Here is an 18,926-nt window from a genome sequence, read left to right on the forward strand (position 1 = left end):
TGCACCAGCGAAAACGTAAAGTCAAGTTACGCTGGTACCCGTACAAGAAAGTGCGGTACGGAAATGTGCAATACGAGGGTCTCTTACGGTGATTTTAATAACTGTCCAATCTAATCAGTAGCATACGCATTCTCAAATACCAGCATTAGCTTACTAACCTGACTTGAGTACATCGAGCTAAACGTGATTTCAACAGTTACTCCCTCGTTAGTTCCCTTGATAAAAAAGCTATTCATAGTAGAGCTAATTAAGCTTTGATTATTGACTAGAAAAGTCAATAATCAAAGCTTAATTAGCGAGAAGTTTCATTATAATTTTTTTATGTTGCCAGATATAAAGATTAATTAAGACTTATTGCTTTATTTTATTAACATAAAAATAGTTATATAACTACTCTCTATTAAGTGCAAAACTCTGATTTCGAGACAACTATTATGAATTGTCTTTTACAAAATAGGCAACTAGAAAATCTAGAACTGTTAATAATAGAACAACTCCGAATACTGATAGAAATGCCTTGAACGCTTTAGAATAGCCGTTTGGATTCTGCCTCGATGCAGCCCTATACAAGTTGACTACGATAATCACAATTCCTACAAAAACCGTTATAACCTTTAGAATAGTCAGGGTTATAAAAATCCCACTTCTCATACCAGATAGATAAGTTACACTTATAAAATTGCTGTAATTCAACTTTTAATTCCCTTACAACTCACTCAGAAAAATACAAAATGCCTAACGGCCAGAAATTGCACTAATTTTAGCCCTGTTGCATAACTAGATTTATGTTATGAAATTATTCTCAGAGCGTAGCTTAGCTGCATGGGCCAACACCCTGAAAATAGTCTAATTTCTCGGCGAATCGTAAGGCTGATCACTATCTGAACAAATAGGTAAGTCCTATCTGAGGTAAACCAATTGTCTGAGTGTTGTTCGTTAAATAAACCCAGTCAAATCGATAACTAAGGTCAAATCTTAAGAACTTTATTGTCTCTATACTCAAGCCAGGACCAAGTTGGATTGTTTGCATAGGTGTGCTCGGATAGCTTACCCCAGCAGCATTGGAACTTCGTCTACCCATCTGGTAAGAAGCTTCAACAAATGGAGAGAGCCAAGTAGCTGTAAATTGGTAACGTATGTAAGGGCCTACTGAGAGATCTTTAAAACCAATGTCATCGACCCATTCATTAGACAATGTTGCATTTAAGCCCACAGCCAGTTGTTTAATTGGAAAATAGCCTGCGTGAATTTGAAAGCTGTTTCTATTACGTAACAAATTTCCTCGACCATATCCCGCTTTTGCACCTACTTGCCAACTGCCTGAGTGAAATGTAGTTTGAGATTGACCGGAGGTTAATTTTTGAGCATAAGCTTGTTGAAGCTGAAGACTCACCAAAAGAGCTAAGAGGTAAAAGTGTAGGCTAGTTTTCATATGAAAAGTTTTATTTTCTTGGAAACGCCTAAATGTGTTACTCAGTGTTTTAGCAGCCGATCAATCAACTAATTTCTGTTGTATAAGTGATCTTATGGTAACTAGGCCTTAAAAACGATATCTTAATTGGGTCTGCAAACTTAGTTGATAGGTGTGAGAATAGGCATAGGTAGGATGAGTTCGCAGATCGTATTCGAGCATGGGTTGCACTACCAACGTCAGCTGCCTTTTTAACTGACCAATCACGCCTGCTCCTATCAATAGAGGACTGATGGTAACAGGTTTGCCTAATTTTATGGGTACTTCCTGACCATTAATGTACGCGTAACTAGTCGAGCGGAAATTCGCTGCAGCTCCCAGAGAAAAATAGGGAGATATGCGGTTGATTGACGACTGATAGTTGATAAAAAGGGGAACGCGATAAGCATAACGGAAGGGATGCTTGTTTACGTAACTCAATGCAGTAGCATCTCCATTAAACACAATATTACCTTTGCTCGACTGCGTCTGAGTGGCCCAAACGCCGGTTGAAAGAGACCATTTGTTAGTGAGGGCATAGTGCCCCATTAGGCCTAGGGAGTACCCTAGGCTATGGGATTGAATGAGCACTTCCGTAGCCGTGGCGATAGGAACCGCCGGATTATTAATAGGGGGGACTACCGATTTACTATTGGAATGGGAAAAGATAGGAGCGATATTAATGGAAACCGAAAACCGACTTTGTCCCCAACTGACATGGCTGCCAACCAAGAGCCAAACTAAAATCAAGAGGCTTGTGCTTTTCATAGTATCGATACGAAATACATGATTATAACTTTGCTGATTCAGCTAATCTACTACAACCTAAAAAGGCCCGTCTAAACTAACTTTTACTGGCTAATTTTTAGGGCTGATTCTTGGAAAAGTTTCTTAACATAACGTTGCTTATGCAACTTGACTTGGAAAAATACAACAGATAAGTAAGTAAAAGGCTCTGTCAAAAACTCCTTATCATTCATTCTCATAAAAACGCTCGGTTTCCATTCAGGACAAGACAGCCTGGATTACGACTTCATCGGAACGCCGAAGCGGCAAGACTATGATGCTGGGTGTGCATCCCTATTTACAGAATAAAACGATGGCCACCGGGGCATGGTTAAGCCCAGGGGCAACCGGTCTGCCGGAGTGGTCAGGGGCAAACTCATCGAGTGGCAAATGCATGGACGAGCCAGGCTGAATTTATAAGGACAGCGGGTACTTTACCAAGGCTCAACATACCCATTACGTAGGAGTTCACACTTGGGTAGATCTGAAATCTAAGCTCCCTGAATCGTCAGCTGGCTCAGGAAGTTATTAATATAAGGTCAGCCTACGGGTGTACGTGGCGTGACAATATCTTGTACAATCAAGATAATCAGTAACATTTTTTATACTAGAAATACGAAATACTAATAAATTTGCCTAAACTAGTTGTATACGTTTTACGATTACCCACTTGTAGGCATGCAACCCGCAGGATTATTTGATAGCTTAAAAGGGCATGTCGCCCAGCTTATTACGACCACGCTACCACCTCATAAATGGTATACAGCAGCCTACAGGACCGCTAGTCTGATGGCTTTTATTCGCCAGCCCAAAAAATATCATTGCAAAAGCACGTTGGCGATCAGTCGTGCGATCAAATTGAATACATTACTGGCTCTGCTTTCTCGACAAGGGAGGGCTTTTCCAATTCCAATTCATTGTTCTAAGACGCTGGATTTGTTCACGAAACCTCGGCCGGGGGGCTTAATTCTGTGCTCAACTCATATGCCACTGACCAAATTGGCGTTGAATTATTTGGTAGAATTAGGCTTTACCTCACCGATCGCTTTGGCTGCGGACCCTGGCATTATCAATTCGATCGCGATATGGGGCACCACAAAGAAATTACCTGCTATTCGCACGGGTCCCACGGTGTTGCTGAAAGCAAAAAATATTTTACAGCAGGGTGGTACCATTAGTGTGATGATTGACAATCACATTGGTGGCCCTTATTCACCTAATGTTTTTCATTTAGCGGAAAAACTTAATTCTGATATCATATTTGCTGACGTGGTATTGCGAGATCATGGGCAAATAGAGGTTCGATTCGAAGAATCGATATGGAATGGTCAGCGTTGTGTAAGCCGAGTCCAAGGCCAGATGAACGAGTTATACCAGCGCACAAATTCGTTACTAGACTACTATGGTAAGTCAGGCTATTTACAGCTACCGAATTAATATATTTCTGGATGCTGGAAAATTGACTAGTGACTCAACTGCGTTTACGGGCGAAGAAAAACTGATCAATAAACAAACCGACTGTCATATCGTGGACCGTATGTTACGGATTGAGCCACGGTGGCTGACCACTGGACAGATATTAAAATGTAATCCTGGTATTTCAAGAGACTTAGCCTCAATAAAGGCTTATTTCATGACCTAACAAGCTGCAACTCCAGACCGCTACTCACCGGTTTATTTTACCTTCACCACGACTTTACCCTTAGCGCGACCGCTCTCTACGTAGGCCAGGGCATCGTTGAGTTGATCAAATGAATAAACTTTGTCCAGCACGGGTTTGATCGTTCCAGCTTCAACCAACTTACTTATTTCGGCTAGCTGACGGCCTTCGGCTCGCATAAACAGGAAGGAATACTCAACGCCTAGTTTTTTGGCCTTTTTACGGATTCCGCTGCTGAGAAGCGTCAGGATAATCTTGACGAACCAGGGAGCACCCGTCTGTTTCGCCAGAGCGGGAGTAGGTGGGCCGGAGATGGAAACGGCTCGACCACCGGGCTTTAAAATATTCAGTGATTTCTCCAGGGTCGGTTTATCCTGGCTGTTCAATACGCCGTCGTAATCGTGCAGTACGGTTTCAAAATCCTGCGTTTTATAATCAATGGTCACATCAGCGCCCAACTGGTTCAGCAACGCAAAACTGTTGGCTCCGGCGGTGGTCGCTACGGTTGCTCCCAACTGTTTGGCCAACTGGATCGCAATGGTGCCTACCCCGCCCGAACCGGCTTGTATGAATATTTTCTGGCCTTTCTTTACGTTAAGGTGCTCCACCAGGGCCTGCCAGGCCGTCAGGGCCACCAGCGGCAGGGAAGCCGCTTCTTCCATCGACAGGTTTTGGGGCTTCAAGGCGACGTCGTTTTCATTCATGGCGATGTACTCGGCAAACGTACCAATGCGACCATCAGCCGGGCGGGCATACACGTTATCGCCCACCTTGAATTTCCTGACGCTTTTCCCTACCTGTGTTACGACACCCGCTACGTCATGGCCTAACGTTAGCGGAAATTTGTAGGGCAAAAACAGTTTGAATTCACCGGCTTTAATTTTCGAATCCAACAGGTTCAGGCCGGTAGCATGCACCTCAACCAGCACATCATGCTCATTCACGGTAGGGATTGGCACATCGACTAGCTTTAATGCCTCGCTTTTGCTGTATTTCGTTAGTTGAAATGCTTTCATGATCGCTGTTTATTTTTGATACGAGTCCAGTATTTTACCCTTTTCGCGTAGGTCAGGGTTTCAGCTATCTCGTAGGTATGAATAGCTGCTGTAAAGACCGCTAGTTGTTTTACCATATTACCGACAAAAAAGTCATTCATTGCTTTTTTATCTGCTTCTGAAAGTGGTGTGACTAGCCTGCGTTATTGGCCGTGGTCAATGGCTGCTGGCTGAAATCTGTTCGACCAATTGATGAATCCGCTTGGTTTCCCCCACCGGAACCTCAAACTGGTTTTTCGCCAGCGCCCAGATTAGTTCGTCGGCTACCTCCGAAGCCGGAATACCGTTGGCACCGCCGACTTCAGCCGAGAATTCGGTATTGACCAGTGGCGGGTATACTTCGTAGACGTTCAATCGCTCATTGTCCGCAAACGTGTCCCGCAGGCCTTGGGTGTAGCTGTGCAGGGCTGCTTTACTGGCGGAATAGGTTGGTAGGTATTGGTTTCCCCGGAAAACCGCGATAGAGGTCACATTGACAATGGCCGCATCGTCCTGTTTCAGTAACTGGGGGAGCACCAGTGAGGTGAAGTGAATAATGCTCAGGTAGTTTGTATTAATCTCCTGATATGCCTTTTCCACGGCATTGTTGGCACTGTCGCCCAGATTGTTCAGGAAAGCAGCGCCCGCGTTGTTGACAACAATATTGATGTCCGGGTGTTGGTCGGCTAGCGCATGCGCAATCCGAACCCGATCTGCTTCGAGAGAAAGATCTCCCTGAATCCCTACGGCATCTTTAAGTTCGCTCAGGGCTTTTTGCAATCGTTCAGCACTACGCCCGTTGATGATAACTCGGTTTCCTTCGGCGCTTAGTTTCTTGGCAATAGCCAACCCAATGCCTGCACTTCCTCCGCTGATAAATACGGTATTTCCTGTTGTTTTCATGTCCTGTGACGTTTAAAAAATTGTGTTGTGATCAAGTAATGAACAATTTACCAATACGCCCAAAATATACCTTTTGGTCTATTTTTCAGCAAAAAAGTTACGGTTTATAGAGTTCCAATTCTGATTTCAGGCTTTTGATCAGCGTATGCATGGGTTTTATAGTATTCATGATTCGGCACATCATCAGCCCGCCTTCTATGGCAGCGACTAGCTTAAACGCCATAGCCGGTGGATCCAGTTTGGCTAAAAATTCTCCGTTGCGAATGCCTTCTTCGAGCAGATCGGTGATCTCTTGTTGTCCGGTTCTTATCACCGTAGCCACTTTTTCTTTGATAACCGGATAGTTATCATCGGTTTCCACGGCTGTATTGAAAATGGGGCAACCACCCGGAATATAGGTGTGGATAGGATCTTTATAAAAATCCAGGAAAGCAAAGAGTTTCGCTTTGGCCGTCTTACCACTGGCAACGGCCAACCGTATTTTGTCCGTGATCTTTCTCAGAGCCAGTTCGATAACCTGCTCTGAGAGGTCCTCCTTACTCTGGAAATGTCCATACAGGCATCCTTTCGTGAGTTTGGTGGCGCTCAGTACGTCATCTATGCTTACCCCGGCAATCCCTTTCGTGTTGTAAAGGGGTATTGCCGTCTCCAGGATGAACTGTTTAGTTTTTTCAGCTTTCGTAAGCATAGTACTGGCTCTTGTCGATGCAAAAATACCAAAAGGTTTATTTTTCAAGCAAATTAAACCCGATTTTATTTTCATAGACGTATTTATTCCGCCTTTTCGTACTGTTTTGTACAACTGTATTCGAGACTTTATATGGAGGAAGACAGATTAGCTATTCCATAACTGAGATTATACGTTCTCCTAATCCCCTTCTGCCTAAGACGAGGGGCATTCCAGACGCTGATCGGTGGTTACCGCCCGCAGGTCATCGCACGCAACTGAACTGATGAGAATGCCACAATAGATAACTCGTCCCAGCAGGAATACGATTCTGGCCTGAAAGTCGGTCAGCACGTCCTGAACTGCCTGGTTCTTCTCGCCTGTGCCTCAACCATCGCTCTAGGCTACAGCGAGCTATTTACTGGCAATGACGAATAGGCCGACTGCGCCAAAAAGGTAGATGAGCAGTACAACGAAGGAGTCTAATCCCATGCGGAGAATCTGGCGTTTGGGGCGAAACAAGGCCCCAAAGATGTAGGGAAGGGTGACTAGAATACCTAGGCCCGTAAGATACAGATCGCTTTTTTGAGCAGTTGGTAGTACAGGCTTGCCCGAAATAACCGTTGCTATCACCAGCAAAACGGGCAAAAAGGCGTTTCCACCAAATATATCGCTGACGGCCAGCGTATAATTCTTATTTCTGATGGAAGCCAGCCCCGTCGATACTTCGGGCAGGGAGGTGGCGGCTGCCAGTACCGTTGCCCCAAAGAGTACCCCATCCATCCCGAGTTGTTTGGCCATGGCATCCCCGCTTTCTTCCAGCACCACTCCGCCCGCCAGCGTCGCCAGTGCGGCCAGACCAAACAGCCATAGCGTTTGACCTATACTGCGCTTATCAGCCGCGGTGGGCTCTTTTTGAGCAGCCTGCACCGGCGGGTTGATTTGCCAGGGCAGGCCCTTGTGAGCTCGGCCAATAAGCCATACGCCAACTACCCAGGTGCCCACGAGTAATACACTATCGGGCGTTAGGCGCGCGAAGACAAGGTCACCAGGCAACTGATGACCCATGACCACGAGCGTCAGCATGGCAATCACCAGCGACCCTTCCAGCACTGGCGTCAATGACGACTGCTTGGCCGTCAGTGTATCCTGCTTACCGACGCCAACAGCATCGAGGAGCACTAGTACCAGCGTTTGCAGGGCGATGCCCCCTAGGATGTTTCCCACCGCCAATTCGATTTTATGACTCATGGCCGCACTCACGGTAATGGCAATTTCGGGCAGATTGGTCACGATCGCCAGCACGATGATTCCACCCAGCGCGTCGCCCAGGCCGAAGTGTTTGTCGAGCGCATCTGTGGTGTTCGACAACGCTATGCCCGCCCGCCAGACAACGATTGCCGCTGCTACGAAAATCAGGCCCAAGACCAGAAGCGAAACGGAATCGAACATTGGGTGGCTTCGTTGTGATTGAAAAGGAACCGGGAGCAGAAGTGTTTTAGTTAAACCACACTTGAGTGGGCTTGTTCAAGCGCAACAGTGTGTTCATCGCAACTCGGTTACCCTTCAACACTAAAAAACACCATCCTTACTAACATGTATAACATACTACTGTGCTATACACCATATTCGACTGAACGTTAATTTTTTATGTCCATGTATGTCTTTCGAGTGTATTTAGTTATAATCCTTTTCTCTTTGACAGGACGTGTCAACCTGTTTGCCCAAGCCAACTCCGTAGATAGCTTAGTACAGGCGTATGTAAAAGAACATCAGTTCAGTGGCACCTTACTGGTTCAACTGAAAGGGAAGCTTATCTATCAAAACTCGTTTGGGCTAGCCAATCGCTCATTTGATATTCCTATTCATCAACATACTGCCTTCAGGATCGCTTCCATTACGAAGTTGTTTACTTCCGTTATCGTCATGCAACTCTATCAAGAGGGCAAACTGGACGTAAACCAGTCGATTCATACCTATCTGCCTAGCCTAACGGATGAAAAGTCATTCCAGATTAAGGTCCACCATCTGCTGAATCATACATACGGCATTGATAATATTGAGAATCGGGGGATTGAGAACATACAAAATCCCTACACTACTGACGAGTTGCTTTTGAAGTATTACAACAATCCCTTAAAATATAGCCCAGGTACCCACTTTGAGTATAACAATGGAGACTTCCTGATGCTGGGGAAAATTATCGAGCAAGTTTGTCATCGACCTTATCCTGACGTGTTAGCCGAGCGAATTTTAATACCGCTGCATCTGAAAGAAACCGGGATTTTGATTGATCAACGAGTCATTAAACAGTTAGCCAGCACCTACTCGCTGAACCCTGAAACCGGCCAGCTCTACAATGATATACCTTATTATATTGAAAATTTTTTCACCGCCGGAGCGATGTACTCTACGGTGGATGATGTATTGACCTTTGCCAATGCCTTATTTACTAATAAGCTGCTAAAACCAGCCACTTTAGCCTTGCTTTTAACTGCCTCACCGAAACTAGATAATTATGGGTATGGATTGTGGATTAGAACGTATACCGTCGATGGGAAGACCTATACCGTGGTTGAACGACCCGGACGCATCGCCGGGGCAAACGCTCTATTATCTCATCTGCAAGAAGAAGATCTTACAATTGTGAGCTTGAGTAATACCAATGCTACCAACCATGAGCATTTTCATAATGAGATCAGGAAATCGTTGGGCATACGAGTCTGGTAGTCAGTAATCGTAAATTGGGAAGCTAATGAACGAATAATTTGTACTTGTCAGCGTGACTGATAGAAATACTGTAAGCCTTTCAGAAAGCTCAGCTGACCCGTATCCATGTGCCCTAGCTGATTATAAACTCCGCCCTCCAGACCGATCTGGCCGGTTCGCTTAATAGACGCAGTTAGAGCCTGAACGGGCTTCCTATCCCATTGTGGATTTTCCTGGCCCCCAACGGATAAAAACAGTCGTACCGAATCAGCCTTGTTTAACACGCCCAGTTGGGCTGGCAGTTGATTCAAATAAAAGTTGTGATACCATATGGATGGGCTGGCAGCCACGAAGTTTTGGAACTCATGGGTCTTGTTCCTGGCCTGGCTCAATAACGTATATAAGGCAAAGTAACCCCCGAACGAATGGCCAAGGAGCGTTCTGCTTTGGGCGGTTGTTCGATAGGTTGCGTCAATAGAAGGTAGTAGTTCGCGACTCAGAAACTGTCTGAACCGCTCGCCACCACCGGGGGCTTTCAACTCGTCGGCAGGTAATGCAGCCGGATATAAATAGTCCCGTACACGGAGGGAATCCATTTCACTGAACGATTTGTAGCCAACCCCTACCAAAATAAGGGGCGGCAGTAATCCGGCTTTTTCATACTGGCGTACACTCGCGGCCAGCATGGGGAAATGAAAATTGCCATCCAGAATGACAACAACCGGATAGTGTTTGGTTGTGCTATCAGCGTATTCCAACGGGAGCTGGGTCTGCACATAGAGCGAATCGTTTACAGCTTTTGCATAGATTGCCCGCGAGAACGTGTCATTTGATGACTGGCTAATGGTACTACTCTTCGGCTGACAGCCGTATAATGCCACGCAGAGGAGGGACAGGATTGTTTTCAGATGCATACAACAGATGTGATCTAACGTATTTATCCTCAAAGAAATAGCTTACATCTGAATCGGTCTGACCGGGCGTCGTCTTTTACATTTTTTTAACGGAAGCCAAGTCTGATGATAGACTCCACGGATCAGGCCGGTGTGCCGGAGCAGACCCGGCGGATAGTTTTCCTCTTACCCGACATCGATTCGATACTTAAAGCTGGCATCTCTATGTATTGCTCACAGCAGATTCTTCCATGCCTTTCATCAGTACCCCGTTACACGACAATGCCCGGCAACGTACAGTACGTTGCCGGGCATTGTCTATGGGTAAAGATCTACTTGACTTCCTCGTAGTCGACGTATTCGCCACCTTTGTAGGGGTAGCTGCCGTCTTTTTTCTGGGTATTATCAACTCGGATTTCGCCTTCCCGACGACCTCCACGCACATCGCCCTGCCTTTTCTGCTCTTTCACCAGTTGACGGCCAACCAGCAGATAAAACACAAATCGACGTACCGGCGGTACGAAAAGAATAACCATCGTGATGATGAACAGATATTTGAACAGCATATCGGAGTCTTGTTAGTACTGAATAAACGTTGGGATGACCGGTTTAGTTTTCTGGTGTGACGATCGGCATTTGTACCGGATGAATAGTACCCGATTCCTTCCTCACAAAAGCAGATCGGCAGAGGGGACTACTGTCCGTACAGCGTTTTTCCGGCCGCTTCATATTTGTCGCCTACTGACCATTTCGGGCGCGTTGCGCGATTGGCAATGAGCCGGGCCGCGTAGGCATACGCCTGGCAGTAGCGCAGGGTATAGCCGTAATCCAGACTTTCGGGGTTGTCGATGGCCTGGTGGTAGTATTTACCAATGGCTTCGTCGAACGCTTTGAAACCCGCCGAAAACGTAGGAGCAGGTATACCTTTGGCGGCAAAGTGAACATTGTCTGATCGGTCAAACAACCCCTGTTCAGGAGCCGGTTCGGCAAAGACACCCAGTCCGAAGGCTTTAGCGGCTGTTTCAATTTCGGTTTTTGCCCCCGTTCGTTCCAGACCAATAACGGATACAATGGTCGTGTCATTGTAGCCTGCACCATCGGTATTGAGGTCGAAGATTGTTTGTTTGAGCGGTACCAATGGATGTTCGGCATAGAAGCGACTGCCGAGTGTACCGGCTTCTTCGCCCGTCAGAGCCAACACCAGCACCGACCGTTTGGGGCGTTGCAGCGACAGGGTTTTAGCCGCTTCCAGGATAGCCGCCGTACCCATGGCATTATCCCGTGTCCCGTTAAAAATACTGTCGCCGGGGGAGTAGGGCGTTCCGCTTGCTTTGCCTACCCCGATGTGGTCGAAGTGAGCCGACAGCACCACATATTCATCTTTAAGTTTGGGGTCGGTGCCTTCAATAAGGCCCGCTACGTTAGCCGACAAGGCCGACATACGCTGGCGTCCCGATGTTTGAAGCGTAATGGTTTGACCGGCTTCCTTGAGTTGTTTGTACTTATTATTGGCGTTGTTGACCCACAAATGCGTGACGGGCGTACTCGTCTCAGCGGTTACCGGAATAGCCAATTGTTCCCGATTAAAGTACTGGTTGACAAACCCCCAGGGAATGGATTCGCTGTACAGTTCGATGAGGGCAGCCGCCCCTTTGTCACTCGCCAGTTTGCGTTTGGCGGCCGATGCCCCGAAGATTTCACGGGGGCTTTTGGCATCGGGCGAGCCGCCCTGCGCCACCAGAATCCGCCCTTTCACATCGCGCCCTTTGTACCCATCGTCGCCATCCGTCAGACCATAACCGACGTAAACGACTTCACCCGACAGGCTGGTCGGACCACCGGCCATCACAACCAGCTCCTTGCCCAATTGAAGCGTATCTTTGCCAACCCGCATCGTCGCCGAACTGGCCGCTTTGATGCGTTCCAGATCAAGAGGTTGCAGGTAATCAGGCTTGTTGTTAACCATACCGGCGGGCTTTAAGCCCAGTTGCCGGAACTGTTCGGCAATGTAACGGGCGGCAATCCAGTTGCCCGGCTCCCCTACTTTGCGGCCCTGCAACTCATCGGACGCCAGAAACCGAATATGAGCTTCTACCTCGGCACGCGACAGCGTAAATTCCGGCAATTGAGCGGCAGATGTGGTTGTCCTAGCCCTGAGCGGTGTGCCCTTGATGGGGCGATTTTGTGCCTGCAAAGAACTGGTAACAACCAGCAAGCCCGCAGTAAAAGAAACGATGAACGATGATCGCATAATGATTGAGTTGATAATGTAAACGTACGAAATTCCGGTGTGGCTTACCGGTCTTCCGGGGATGTCAGCGAATTTCTGTATTTTCGCTGCTCTTTTTACGAACCTATGCCAGCCCGTTTCGCGACCTCATCGACCGAAAAAACGTATCTTCCGATTGCCATTGGGTTGTTGGTGCTCTACATTTTTCCGTATATCTGGCTCGGTGAGGGTGCCCACCTGACGATCCACGATAACCTGGACAGTGATTTCCTTTACCTGTATCTGCTCAAGATTACCAATACCGCGTTCAACTTCGATCTGAGTACCCTTATCCCGAACATGATGAGTAGCAGCCCCGATGCGGCTACCTCGTTCAGCGGCATTCCGCGCTCGGCTTTCCGAACGGGGCTCAATGTCGAAGTGCTTTCCTTTTACCTGCTCCCTCCCTATTCAGCGCAGGTTGTCAACTTCACGGCAGTTCATGGCATCGGCTTTCTGGGTATGTATCTGCTGCTGAAAAAGCACGTTTTGCCCGAAACGCACTGGGCGCTCACCCGCGTAGCCATCGCGTTTCTGTTTGCGCTGGTACCCTGCTATATTGTTCATGGGGCTTCGGTTACGGGTCAGCCGTTGCTGTTGTTAGCCTTCCTGAACCTGCTAAAAAAACAGGATCGCCCCAGCGATTGGCTCATTATCGTCCTTTTCCCGTTTTATTCTTTCTTCGTCTGGGCGGGCCTCTTCATTTGCCTTGCGCTGGGTCTTCTTGGCGTAGTAGCGATGCGCCCGTCGCGGCAAATCAACTGGCGTTACGTGGTGGGTTTGTTTCTGCTTTCGGTGCTGTACATTGGCAGCGAATGGGAATTGATTTACGGGTTCCTTAACCAGACCTACATCTCGCAACGGGTCGAGTTCGACTATAGCCAATTGCGCTCTATGCGGCTCGCCGACAGCCTCCGCCGAAGCGCCGACTTGTTTGTCTGGCCCATGTTCAATACGGGTGCCTTTTTCACGCCGGGCATTCTGGCGGTCGCCGGGCTGGGCGCGTGGCGAGCCTACCGGAAACAGGATCTGAGGGCGGTGAACTGGCTCGTCGGCTTACCGATCCTGGCGGGTCTTATCTGCCTGATTCACGGGCTTTACCATTACTGGGTCGTTTGGTTGGGCGATAGCTCGCTGGGCATCAAGTTTCGGGTATTTCAGTTCGACCGATTCTATTTCCTTCTGCCGACGCTCTGGTTTTTCCTGTTAGCGCTGGCCCTGCGGCAGTTTAGGGCTAACAGTCGCTGGGTATCTCTCTTTCTGGCGGGGCAGTTTGTCCTGATGATCATCGCGAACAAGGAGTGGCGCATCAACGTGGGCAAAATGACCGGCTACGTAACCGAAGCTCAGCATCCATCGTTCCGGGCGTTTTTTGCCGAAAAGCAGTTCGCTCAAATTCGCAAGTATATTGCGAAACCCCAATCCGATTATCGGGTCATTTGCCTGGGCATGCATCCGTCGGTAGCGCAATTCAACGGATTCTACACGCTGGACAGTTACCAGAATAACTACCCCCTTCCCTACAAACACGCCTTCCGGAAAGTCATCGCGACTGAATTAGCGAAAGGTACCCGGCAAATGCGTGTGTATTACGATGCGTATGCCTGCCGAGTGTATCTCTACACTGCCGAGCTGGGGATGAATTACCTGTTCGGAAAGACGCAGCACCCGACGCTGAATCATCTCCAGTTGAACACCGACGCGTTGGTATCGCTGGGTGGTCAGTACGTCATCTCGGCGGTCCCGATTGGCAATGCCGCCCAAAACCGACTCCATCTGGAAAGTGTCTTCACCAATTCGGAAAGCTATTGGAAAGTCTGGCTCTATAAAGTAAACTAGCGTAAAGTCGGGCCGGATGTTTCATGATAAATCAGGCTACCCCCGTTTGTAATGTTGCCGGGCAAAGCGCATGAATGTGTCCGCCAGGCCTTCACTAACCCCCTGTAATTGAATAGAGTAAAAATCCCGCTGGATCGAAAGCCCCGCGACATCGAGCACTTTAAGACTACCCGCCTGGAGTTCATGCTGCACAGCAAAAACGGAGATAAACGCCATGCAGCGCGAGCTGCCGAGATACGATTTAATGCTCTCGGTGCTCCCCAGATGCATATCGATGGTTAGGTCGGTCAGTCTTAGCCCCACGCCACGAAGCGCATGTTCAACGACTTCGAGTGAACCGGAACCCCGTTCGCGAAGCACGATGGGCACTTTTTGGAGTTCGGCCAGCGTAATCTCGTCCCGATTGGCCAGGGGGTGATCGGCCCGGCAAATGAGCACCAGTTCGTCTTTCACGAAAGAGGTGTACCGAATATCGCTGTGGTGGGTTCGGCCCTCCACCAGGCCCAGATCAATGTCATTATGGAGCAACTGCTGTTCAACCTGCTCGGTATTTCCCGACGCCAGGGAAATCGCGACATCAGCCGACTGCTCACGAAACCGGGCCAGTACCGGCGGAATCACATATTGTGCCACCGTGGTACTAGCCCCTACGCGCAGCGTCCCGCCCGACTCGCCTTTGAGCGCGTTCATGTCGAACTCCAGCTGGCGATAAACGCCCATGATAGTCTCGGCATGACCGAGTAGCACATTCCCGGCAGTCGTCAAACTAATCTGATTCCCTCGTCGGTCGAAAAGTGCCGTACCAAACTGGTGTTCCAGTTCCTGAATGTGCTTCGTCACGGCGGGCTGCGTCACATACAATTCAGCAGCAGCTTTGGTAAAACTGAGCCGTTTGGCAACAGTGTAAAAGACATTCAGGCGAAAGTCGAGCATGGCACTATGAAACGTTGAATAACCGGTTAAGCCAGCTTACGAAGCCAAAATACGGGGGAATCGGATTAATACCCAAACGGCCCGCTGTTCTATTTTGTCTAGCGGGCCGTTCAACGTAGTCAGGAAATCATACACCTAAAGCAGATCGACCTTCACGAGGTTGTCATCCGAAACGCGATCGATCAGTTTGTTGTAGGGGTCGATTCCGGCTTTTACGGGTTTGCCTTTTACGGTTACCTCAATGACATGCTCGCCCGGCAGCAGGCTGCGTTTCTGAATCAGGAGAGGCACCTTGGTCGTCAGACCATCTTTGTTTTTGCCATCATCGGTCAGCACCGCAATATCGGCAATAACGGGTCCCTTGCCCTTACTTATTTCCTTGCCTGCTTTGTCGTAGTATTCTGTCATCGTGCGAACGTGCATCGTGACCCGATACTGACCGTTGCCGAGTGATTTTGCTTCGGCTTTGGTGATGCGGTTGTCGTAGAGCGTCAGTTTCTCGAAGTTATCCGTTAGCCAGGGCTTCAGGGAGTCGGGGGTAGCGGATTTCAGGAAGCTGTACCATTCCAGCGAGGTGGTAAAGGGCGCTTTCTGACGGAATCGGGCCGCTTTCATGTAGTCGTTCATGGCTTTGTTGACCCGATCTTCGCCAATGTAATCCTGAAGGGCATACATCAGCATCGACCCTTTCTGGTACCAGACATACGAACGGGTATCGTTGTCGAGCATATTGGCCTCGAATTTATCTTCATTGGCCCGACCGCGCAGATACCTGTCCAGACTGTACTTCAAAAACTTAGGCATGGCATTGGCTCCGTAACGCTGCTTAAGCACCATTAAGGCAGAATATTCGGCCATCGTTTCCGAGATCTGGTTGGCCCCGCGCGTTCGGCTGGGCATAATCTGATGGCCCCACCACTGGTGCGCCACCTCGTGGGCCGTTACGTAATACGCATAGTCCGTTTTATTGGGGTCGTGGAAGTCACCGACCCAGCCAAACTCCTCCGAGTACGGAACCGTTGTTGGAAACGACTGGGCAAAAGAGGCATAGCGCGGAAACTCCAGCACACGCAAGACCGGGTACGGATAGGGCGCAAAGTTTTTGGTATAATACGACAGTGACGCTTTCATGCTGGCCACAAACCGGTCGATGTTTTTGTCGTGGCCGGGATGATGATAGACTTCCAACGCCACCGACTTCCCATCAGCACCCGTCCAGGTATCGCGTTTGACCGCATAGTTGGCGGAGCACATGCTGAAGAAATAATCGGAGAAGCCGGGTAGCTTGTACTGAAAATACGTGCGGGGTTTACCGCTGGCATCGTTCTTCGTCCAGGTTTTCAGGAGTTGGCCGGGCATAATAGCGGTCTGGTCCGGTGTGGTCGAAATGGTCCCTTCGAAGGTGACCCAGTCAGCATCGTCGGTAAACAGAAAATCGCGTAACCCGCGCGGGTCGTTCTGCGCAGGAGCCGTCCACTGTTTTATCGGCAGTCCATATTTTTTCCGGTATTTGTCGCTGGTCAACTCACCTGCCTCGTTATATCCGAAACCAGGGAAAATATTGACGTTAAAGAAGGTTCCGTTGGCAACCACATCCCGGCTATCGCCACTGTTGGCAAAGCCGACATATTGCCCCATCACGTCCATTTCCAGCCGAGCGGTATCACCCGGATTAAGTCGTTTGGGTAGTCGATAAATATAATACCCGAGCCATGTATCGTTCAGAACACGTTTGGGGGCTTTTCCGTCTATCAGCAGTTTCGTCAGCTGTCGATGGAAGTTATCGTTCGGGATGCTTAAATGCAGCGAATCGATGGGGGCACTGCCTTTGTTAACCATGCTGAATTTACCCGTAGCCACGGCTTTAAACTCATCCGGGTAGACATCGATGTTTACATTAGCGCTGGTAATTTTAGGCTGTAGAACGGCAGCATACCGATCGTACAGCTTCTCTGTCGTTGACTGTTGGTAGCGCTGTTCATCAATGGAATAGTACCGATTTTTTACGCTTACGTTCGTGTAAATCCAGGCGCCCATACTCACGAAGGCGAGCAGAAATACTGCAAACAAGGCCACCGAACCCCTACCCATTCGCTGGCGGGCCAGCTGCCAGCGGGCGCTGAAACCGGTATCGGCACCACGGTTCCAGAACCAGAGCGCCAGCACCAGTAGCAAGCCGCCAAAGGCATACCAGTAGAGCCGGAAGGAAGCCAGGCTGGCCAGGTAATGCCCGAAACCGTTCATGTCCGAAATCTGAACACCCCCACCCGAAAACGGGATAGCCAGCTTGTAATTGAAATCGGCGAATTGCGGCACCGCCCAGATAACGATATAAACCGCCAGCGTAACGATGTGCCCCACAAATTTCTGATTGACCATTGTGTGCACGAAAAAGGCCAGCATTACCAGCTGAAAATACTGCGTAAAGGCGATACCCAGCAGATCGCGGAAGTAGAGCGAGAACTCGTAGTTGAAATACCCTTTCACCGTCTGGTTCAGCACACCCGACACCAGAATGAGGGCACAAAGCAGCAGACAGATGTAAATCATCGACAGCAGTTTGGCTCCGTAATTCATCCAGTCGGGTACGGGCAACGCATCGGCAATGGTATCGTAATGGACAACCTTGTCGCGGTGAACAACCTCGCCCGTGTAAAAGATCAGCACAATGAGGACAAAAAAGAAAAACGTACCGTTGCGGGCTTCGAGCATGGTGTACGTGGTCGGCAACGACGGTGTCCCGTAGGTTTCTATCCCGAACCAGCCATCCAGAAACAGGAATAACACCGCACCCAGCAGAATAGCAATGAAGTACGGATCGCGAATAATGTTTCCGAACTCGATGCGGGCCTGCCGAAACATCTGCTGGACATACGTACTGGTCTGAAAAACAGGCGTTGGTACGGGTAAACTCGCCAGAGATGGAACACCCTGACCCACCACCTCATCTTTCTGCCGCTTGCCCAGCTTAACCGCCAGAAAACGCGAAAAGCTGAACCGCACCAGCGTTCCGAAAAAGACGAGCAGCGCTACCCCGAACCAGATAAGCCGATTCGTCAGCAAATCCCCTTCCAGCGGAGCCAGCAGTGTATTCTGCTCCACCGGCGACCAGTATTTGGTAGCCGCATCGTAGGCATACGAACCGAAGGGATCAAGCAGGTTGACAAGCTGCTTATTTTCCAGGTCCTGCGATAATGTCGAGCCAAGCAGGTAAGCAATGAACAGCAGAATACTGCCGGCATAGGTGGCAAACACCTGACGAGAAAAGGCGACCAGACTAAAGAAAATGCTGCCCACCAAAAACATGTTTGGCACGACGAACAACGCGAACGGATAGGCGTAGTCGCGAAACCGAATGAGCCCAAAGCGCTCGGTATTATCGGCTAGATTAAAGACAGGCCCCAACAGCGAACCAACGGCGATACCCAGCATGCCGACGGCCATAATGCCCAGCAGCACCACAAAAGAACCCAGATACCGGCCCAGAATGTAGCCCCGTTCGGTGATGGGGAAGGTGAAGAAGTAATTTTTGGTATTGTGTTCGATGTCCCGGTAAACGGGCACGCCCATCACGGCCGAGGCCACCAGCATCCCAAAAATGGTCAGCACAATCACAAACTGGCTGATAGCATAAGGGGAATTAATATTTGTTTTCTCCGACGCAGGCCCGTTTCCGTAAATGACAAAGAGAAACGTAAACAGAAACAAAATGAGGGCGTAGAGATACGTAGCGGGCCTTTTCAGCCGATACGCTAGTTCAAATTTGACTATTTCGAGAAACAT

Annotated in this window: 15 protein-coding genes; 3 read left to right on the top strand and 12 right to left on the bottom strand. The window is 48.8% G+C overall.

The features are described from left to right. Positions 1 to 877: 877 nt before the first annotated feature. Positions 878 to 1,432 (bottom strand): hypothetical protein, encoded by a 555-nt coding sequence (locus ACYU87_RS15535; RefSeq protein WP_461134991.1) that lies wholly within the window; start codon positions 1,430 to 1,432, stop codon positions 878 to 880. Positions 1,433 to 1,540: 108 nt separating this feature from the next. Then, entirely contained in the window at positions 1,541 to 2,218 is a 678-nt protein-coding gene (locus ACYU87_RS15540) for a hypothetical protein (RefSeq protein ID WP_461134992.1), read from the bottom strand. A 696-nt stretch (positions 2,219 to 2,914) separates the two neighbouring features. On the opposite strand from ACYU87_RS15540, the gene ACYU87_RS15545 reads away from it, so the two are divergent. After that, positions 2,915 to 3,673 (top strand): hypothetical protein, encoded by a 759-nt coding sequence (locus tag ACYU87_RS15545; protein WP_461134993.1) that lies wholly within the window; start codon positions 2,915 to 2,917, stop codon positions 3,671 to 3,673. 237 nt (positions 3,674 to 3,910) lie between these two features. Here ACYU87_RS15545 and ACYU87_RS15550 read toward each other — a convergent pair whose 3' ends face one another. From ACYU87_RS15550 to ACYU87_RS15570, 5 genes are all read right to left on the bottom strand, one after another. After that, a complete protein-coding gene (locus ACYU87_RS15550) occupies positions 3,911 to 4,912 on the bottom strand; it encodes an NADP-dependent oxidoreductase (RefSeq protein ID WP_461134994.1) in 1,002 nt (333 codons plus the stop codon). A gap of 195 nt (positions 4,913 to 5,107) precedes the next feature. Next, complete coding sequence (locus ACYU87_RS15555) at positions 5,108 to 5,833, bottom strand: SDR family oxidoreductase (protein ID WP_461134995.1); 726 nt, start codon at positions 5,831 to 5,833, stop codon at positions 5,108 to 5,110. A gap of 97 nt (positions 5,834 to 5,930) precedes the next feature. Further along, positions 5,931 to 6,521, bottom strand: a complete 591-nt coding sequence (locus tag ACYU87_RS15560; protein WP_461134996.1) for a TetR/AcrR family transcriptional regulator — start codon at positions 6,519 to 6,521, stop codon at positions 5,931 to 5,933. 195 nt (positions 6,522 to 6,716) lie between these two features. After that, complete coding sequence (locus tag ACYU87_RS15565) at positions 6,717 to 6,854, bottom strand: hypothetical protein (protein ID WP_461134997.1); 138 nt, start codon at positions 6,852 to 6,854, stop codon at positions 6,717 to 6,719. 60 nt (positions 6,855 to 6,914) lie between these two features. Continuing rightward, entirely contained in the window at positions 6,915 to 7,952 is a 1,038-nt protein-coding gene (locus ACYU87_RS15570) for a sodium:calcium antiporter (RefSeq protein WP_461134998.1), read from the bottom strand. 246 nt (positions 7,953 to 8,198) lie between these two features. Between ACYU87_RS15570 and ACYU87_RS15575 the strand changes: the two genes are divergently transcribed. Continuing rightward, positions 8,199 to 9,230: a serine hydrolase domain-containing protein gene (locus ACYU87_RS15575; RefSeq protein ID WP_461134999.1), complete on the top strand. Its 1,032-nt coding sequence runs from the start codon at positions 8,199 to 8,201 to the stop codon at positions 9,228 to 9,230. Between the two features lie 47 nt (positions 9,231 to 9,277). On the opposite strand, the gene ACYU87_RS15580 is transcribed toward ACYU87_RS15575, so the two are convergent. The 3 genes from ACYU87_RS15580 to ACYU87_RS15590 form a co-directional block, all read right to left on the bottom strand. Then, a complete protein-coding gene (locus ACYU87_RS15580; RefSeq protein ID WP_461135000.1) occupies positions 9,278 to 10,123 on the bottom strand; it encodes an alpha/beta hydrolase in 846 nt (281 codons plus the stop codon). Between the two features lie 311 nt (positions 10,124 to 10,434). Next, entirely contained in the window at positions 10,435 to 10,668 is a 234-nt protein-coding gene (locus ACYU87_RS15585; RefSeq protein WP_461135001.1) for a DUF4834 domain-containing protein, read from the bottom strand. A gap of 128 nt (positions 10,669 to 10,796) precedes the next feature. Then, the gene (locus ACYU87_RS15590; protein ID WP_461135002.1) at positions 10,797 to 12,353 is read right to left on the bottom strand and encodes a M28 family peptidase; all 1,557 of its coding nucleotides are present in this window, start codon (positions 12,351 to 12,353) and stop codon (positions 10,797 to 10,799) included. A 105-nt stretch (positions 12,354 to 12,458) separates the two neighbouring features. Here ACYU87_RS15590 and ACYU87_RS15595 point away from each other — a divergent pair, with 105 nt between their 5' ends. Beyond that, positions 12,459 to 14,210, top strand: a complete 1,752-nt coding sequence (locus ACYU87_RS15595; RefSeq protein WP_461135003.1) for a DUF6044 family protein — start codon at positions 12,459 to 12,461, stop codon at positions 14,208 to 14,210. A gap of 36 nt (positions 14,211 to 14,246) precedes the next feature. On the opposite strand, the gene ACYU87_RS15600 is transcribed toward ACYU87_RS15595, so the two are convergent. Both ACYU87_RS15600 and ACYU87_RS15605 read right to left on the bottom strand, forming a co-directional pair. Continuing rightward, entirely contained in the window at positions 14,247 to 15,143 is an 897-nt protein-coding gene (locus ACYU87_RS15600; RefSeq protein ID WP_461135004.1) for a LysR family transcriptional regulator, read from the bottom strand. A gap of 135 nt (positions 15,144 to 15,278) precedes the next feature. After that, the gene (locus ACYU87_RS15605) at positions 15,279 to 18,926 is read right to left on the bottom strand and encodes an ABC transporter permease/M1 family aminopeptidase (protein WP_461135005.1); all 3,648 of its coding nucleotides are present in this window, start codon (positions 18,924 to 18,926) and stop codon (positions 15,279 to 15,281) included.

The sequence above is a fragment of the Spirosoma lituiforme genome, assembly GCF_054776635.1.